The sequence below is a fragment of the Streptomyces milbemycinicus genome, assembly GCF_002154605.1.
Lineage (GTDB): Bacteria > Actinomycetota > Actinomycetes > Streptomycetales > Streptomycetaceae > Streptomyces > Streptomyces milbemycinicus.
In genome coordinates, this window is sequence record NZ_MUNE01000537.1 from 1 (window position 1) to 5519 (window position 5519).

Annotated in this window: 3 protein-coding genes and 2 pseudogenes; 1 reads left to right on the forward strand and 4 read right to left on the reverse strand. The window is 69.4% G+C overall.

Annotated elements, in window-relative coordinates; translation table 11 throughout:
• From CCN51_RS37015 to CCN51_RS37030, 4 genes and pseudogenes are all read right to left on the reverse strand, one after another.
• Positions 1–401 (reverse strand): annotated as a pseudogene (locus tag CCN51_RS37015) (ATP-binding protein); the annotation flags it as partial.
• A complete protein-coding gene (locus CCN51_RS37020; protein WP_014181567.1) occupies positions 398–1123 on the reverse strand; it encodes a Pvc16 family protein in 726 nt (241 codons plus the stop codon). The gene CCN51_RS37020 and the pseudogene CCN51_RS37015, both read right to left, overlap by 4 nt.
• A gap of 8 nt (positions 1124–1131) precedes the next feature.
• The gene (locus CCN51_RS58275) at positions 1132–3771 is read right to left on the reverse strand and encodes a VWA domain-containing protein (RefSeq protein ID WP_014181568.1); all 2640 of its coding nucleotides are present in this window, start codon (positions 3769–3771) and stop codon (positions 1132–1134) included.
• Between the two features lie 155 nt (positions 3772–3926).
• Entirely contained in the window at positions 3927–4565 is a 639-nt protein-coding gene (locus tag CCN51_RS37030) for a helix-turn-helix transcriptional regulator (protein WP_043488105.1), read from the reverse strand.
• A gap of 253 nt (positions 4566–4818) precedes the next feature.
• Here CCN51_RS37030 and CCN51_RS60250 point away from each other — a divergent pair.
• A pseudogene (locus CCN51_RS60250) lies at positions 4819–5519 on the forward strand (COG1470 family protein); the annotation flags it as partial.

Sequence of the window (5519 nt, forward strand, 5' to 3'; positions counted from 1 at the left end):
TCGAAGCGGTCGTCCAGGTCCGGGATCAGCGCGATCAGCAGGATTTCGATATCCAGGGCCGTTAGGCCGAAGTCGACTGCCAGCGAATGCAGTCGGGGCCGGTGGCCGGCCCTCGTTGCGGCGTCGGCGCGTGCTTCTGCTTCGGCCAGGAATGCGGTATCGGTGTCGTCGGGGGCGGTGACCCTGAGCCTGCGGCCGTGTTCCAGGAGGTGGTGGATCGTCTCGTCGGTGAGATACAGACCCCGGAAGGCGTCATCGGGGGCCGGGTCCGTCTGCTGCCTGGCGTGGACGGCCCGCCTTACCCGTTGTTCGATGAGGACGGCCCGGTCCAGGAGGTGGCGCAGGCTCGGGTCGGGGGAGGGTGGCTCGGGTGGGGTGTCCGTCAGTGGAGTGTCCGTCATTCGGTTTGTTCTTCTGATACGCGGGAGGACACACCGGTGCGTGTGGGGGGTTTGCTCCGTCTTTCAGGCCTCGGGGTTGGGGTGCCGTACACGGGGAGGTCCCCTGGACCCGATGAAGGGTTTGTGGGCGTCTGGGCGTCCGCCGCTACGTCGGAGAAGCCGACACGCAGGCCCTCCTCGCCGACCTCCGGGCCCGCCGGGTAGACCGGAGACTCCGTGACCGGCACGCTCACCACCAGGTCGAGGGAGGGTTTAAGCTCCCCGCCCAGCGCGCTCCACACATCGGCGAACGACCGGTCCTCGGGAGGCGGGAGCGCGATCGTCATGGGGACGGGTACGCCGAGTTCGGCGAGCGTGCCGGTGAGCCGCTCAGCGGGCAGCGCCTCGTAGCGCAGCAGGCAGGAGAGGAGCGAGGAGAGCAGACGGTGCTCGTCCTCGGGGCGCTTGGTCCACGCCGTGATGAGATACGAGAGCTTGAAGTAGCGCGGCGGGCGGCGCCGGGACACGATCGTGCCCCGTTCGTCGTACTCATTGAGCAGACCGCGCTCCCGGCGGCGCATGTCCTCGCGGATGTCGTACAGATACAGATTGACGGTGGGGGCGTTGACCTTGGCGGCCCAGTCGCGGGTGGGGGCGTCGAAGACGACCGACACCTGGGCGCCGCCCGCCAGGGCCTCCGTCCTGAACATCGCGCGCAGCGCCTCGTCGACCTCGTGGATCACCGGTGCCGTCACCTCCGGCCCGCGAAGTCGGGCGGCTGGAGGCTGCGTTGCACGATCAGCACCGGCTTCTCCAGCCGGTCCAGCCCCCGTACGGTGGCGCGGAGCTTGCGCGGGCCGAGTTGGTCCTTGCGCAGGACCAGCACCTGCGCCTCGAAGGTGCCGTCACCGTCGACGCGTACGGTCGAACGGGCCGCGGTGATGCCCGGCTTCCAGGTGAGCGCGACCGTGGCGCCGGGCGGGAAGTCCTTGCCCCGCGCCACCGCCACATCGCCGGGCCTGGCGACCTTCGGAGTGACGGTCAACTTGGGCTGCAGGACGCGGATGCGGGCGGTGTCCGTGTTGTTGGCGCGCCTGGGGTCGCGTGGGGAGCCGGTGACGGAGACGCGGATGTCACCCCGGACGGCGGTGCGGTAGGCCGCGGACTGCGTCACGGTCAGGCGTTCGCCGGGTGCGAGGGAGCAGGGGGCGGCGCGGGTGCAGCCGGAGAGGGCCGAGAGGCTGCGCTTGCCGGCGTCTTTGGTACGGGGCCAGGTGGTGGTGAGCGCGATGTTCTTCGCGGTCTTGGGGCCCGCGTTGGTGAGGGTGAAGCGCGCGCCGGTCCGCTGCCCCGCGTAGCGGGGGGAGGGGTCGGCGGTCGCCGTCACGGCGATGTCCGCCTGGTTCGGCACCGGGGCGGGGCTGACGGTGAAGGTGGCCGTGTCGGTTCCCGTGTTGCCCGACGAGTCCGTGGCGGTGCAGGTGACCTCTGTCGTGCCTACGGGGAAGCGCGAACCGGAGGCGGGGTCGCAGGTCACCGGCAGCTCGCCGTCGACCGCGTCCTCGGCGGTGGCGGTGAAGTCGACCTTGGTGCCGTTCTTGTCGGTCGCTTCGACGATGCGGTCGTCCACGGTGACGACCGGGGCGGTTACGTCGTTGACGGTGATGGTGATGTGCTGCTGGTAGTCCTCTGGGGTGGGGTCCTCGTCTCCGCTGCCGTCTCCATCTCCGTCACCTCCGTTTTCGTTGCCTCCGCCTCCGTCTTGGCCTGCGTTCTGTCCTGCGCTTTGGCCGGCGTTCTGGCCGGTGTTGTCTCCACCCGGTCCGGCTGTCTGACCTCCGTCCTCACCGCCCGTTCCGCTGGAGGCGCCGCTGATCACTCCCCCGATGGTTCCACTGCCCGACCCATTGCCGGAGGCCCCGCCATCGGACGCGCCGCCGTTCGTCTTGCCGCCACAGCCGTCGACGGAACCGCCGATCGCGCCGCCCAGCACCCCGGCGATCAGGCCGCCATTGTGTTCGCTGTCGTATCCGCCGACCCCGCCCACCGCCAGCCCTGCGATGGTTCCGCCGCCGCAGCCGTCGGATCCGCTGGACACGCCACCCACCGCCCCGCCGATGACCCCACCGTTCTGCCCGCCGTCGGTTCCGCCGACCGCGCCGCCGATCGCCCCGGCGATCGTTCCGCCGGAACCGGGGCTCCCGTGGTCGGAGCCGCCGTTGCCCGTCCCCTTCCCCCGGTCACGGAACACCCGCGCGGGCGGCACATCCGCGGGCATCTCTCCGCTCGGCACCTTGCCGTTCAGCAGGAACTGGACGGTGCAGCTGAGCGTCGCGCCCTGTGGGGCGTCGTCCGCCGGCTTGATGGTCTCTCTGAAGTCCGCCACCGCACCGCTGGTCACCTCTCTGCTCGCCGGGGTCAGCGAGACGGAAAGGGCGGGGTCGCAGGCCACCGCCTGATAACTGACCGTCGTGGGCAGGTTGGTCAGCCCCTCAGCGATGGTGTCCGCCACCTGGTCCGCGTCGATGTTCTGGAAGAGCTTGCCGCCCGTGGCCTGGATGACCTTGCTCGCCTGGTCGGGCTCGTGTGGATCTTCCCCATTCTGACCAGGGCCGTTGCCGTTGTCGCCGTTGCCGTTGAGGCCGTCGCCCAGTTCGGTGGCCACATCCACACCGAGGACCCGGACCCCCGCGCTCTTCAGGGCGTTGATGCCGTCACTCAGCGAGTGGTCCATGCTGGGGTCGTGGCTGGAGGCGTCGCCGACCAGGACGACGATGGGGCTCGCGCCCTCGCGGAAGACGGTTTTCCCGCCCGCCCCATTGCCGATCTGCCACAGGGCGTTGATCCAGTCCTCGGCGGGGCCGGGGCTTCCGAGACCGCGGTCGGAGGCGAGGCCGTCGACTCCTCGCCGTACCTCGTCCAGGTTGTCCGTGAGCCCTTGGAGCACGGTGAAGACCCGGTCACCGTCGACTTTGTCACCGAAGGTGGCCACGGCGAAGCGGGAGTCGGGCTGCTCCTCGCGCACCCTGTCGGTGATCTGGTCCAGGTTGCCCTGGACGTTGTCGATGGTGGGTTGCATGCTTCGCGTCCCGTCGACCAGCAGCACCACATCGGGCCGCGGCGGGATCACGGGTGTACGCACCTTCTTGTCGACCGCGAGCGAGTCGCCCGGGTCCAGTGGCTCGTCCACCACCGCGGGGGTCACCGTGGGTTCCGGCGTCGGCACCCGCTTGCCCGCCGCCGCGCCCGGAAGGACGCCGATCGTCAGGGACAGTACGGCGGTCAGGGCGCCGATGCGCAGGGCGCGGGCATGTGCCTCGGCACCCGTGCCGGTCCGCGGCCGTAAGCCGGTCCGCGGCCGTAAGCGAAGGAACCCCCGTATGGAACGCACAGCACACTCCACTCGGCGTCGGCGTGCAGTGTTCCACTGTCGCGGGTCGGAATGCGGAAGCGCAGCAGGGCGGCAGCCAGCCCTTCGGGAAGGGCCGGCTGCCCTATAAGGCACCGTGGGGTCTGCGGAGCGCGGCCCACGGGGTGGCGCGTTTCCTAAATCAGGCCCTGGCGCAGCGCGTATGCCACGGCGTGCGAGCGGTTACGCAGATTCAGCCGCGTCATGACGGCGTGCAGTACGTTTTTGATCGTCCGCTCGGAGTAGGAAAGTTTCATGGCGATATCGGCGGTGTCGTATCCCTCGGCCACCAGCCGCAGCACCTCGATCTCGCGGGCCGCGAGCCCGGTGAAGTTGAGCCCGCGCGGTGCAAGGACCTGGCCTTGGAGCTTTCCGACCTGTTCCAGGAGGCTTCCCAGCAGATCGGGAGGGACGTGTCCCTCGCCCTGTGCCACGGAGCTGATCACCTGGACCAGGCGTTCCGGGGTGGTCTCGGCGCGTCTGACGATTCCGACGAAGCCGCATTCGGCGGCGTCCACGAGTTGTTGTTCGTCGATACGGGTGATGACCAGTACCCCCCGCGCGGTGCTGGTCCGCTGGATCTGGCGCAATACACGTTGCGCGTCGTCGTCGAGAACGTCCAGGACGACCACGGCCACTTGCGGCGCATGTGATTCGTCCCAGTCGATGATCGTGACTTCTGGCCGGGTGCGTAGCTGGCTGGCCACTCCGGCTTGGGATACCGGGTCTTGGGCGCGCAGCGCTACCGTGATGCGTTCTCCGTTCGTTTGATGCACGTCGCTCTCTCCCCTCGGGCGACTGATGAGGGAGGTGGCGTGACAATTGCGCGGTGACGCACATGTCATGTGTCTAGATCATGCACATGACATCACAATTTCCCCACATTCCCCTCCCTGTAACGGGCAACCACAGTAATGCTCATGCTTCTCCAAGGGAATTGAACGTGCGTTCCCGGGCAACGGTGATTGCCCGAAAGTGTTCCTGCGCGGCCGGTGCCGGGATGTGATGCCGGAGTTTACGGTGCGCCGCATGAGTGTTTCGGCGAGCCTGGACGAGTCCACCGTCACCGCCCAGCCCGGCGGTGAGGCGGATATCGCGCTACAGGTGCTCAATTCGGGGGACACCGTCGAGGAATGCCGGTTCGAGGTGGTGGGGCCGTGTGCCGCCTGGACCACGGTGGAGCCGGCCAGTCTGTCGCTCTATCCGGGGGCGACGGGCACCGCGACCGTCACCCTTCGCCCGCCGCGCAGCTGGGAGATCGCCCCCGGGGACACCCCCCTCGGGCTGCGGGTCGTGCCGACGAGTGACCGGAATCAGACGGTGGTGCTCGAACGCGGCGTGACGATCCTGCCGTTCACCGAAGTCACCTCGGAACTGGTGCCGCGCGGATCGTCCGGCACCTGGCGCGGGCGGCACAAGGTGGCGATCGACAGCAGGGGCAACACACCGGTCACGGTGGGGCTGAGCGCACGGGGAGCCACCGAACGGGCGCGGCTGGGCTTCGAGGCCACCGAGCTGACCATACCGCCCGGCCAGGCCAAGTTCGNNCGGCTCGTACGAGCAGCAGGCCATCCTGCCGCGCTGGCTGCCCCGGGTGCTGGCCGTCGCGGTGCTGGTGGCCGCCGTGCTGGTGGGCCTGTGGTTCGCGCTGCTCCGGCCCACCGTACGGTCGGCGGCCCGGGAGGCGATCACCCCTCAGGCGGTCGAGTCCGCCGCGCGCCAAGCGGACA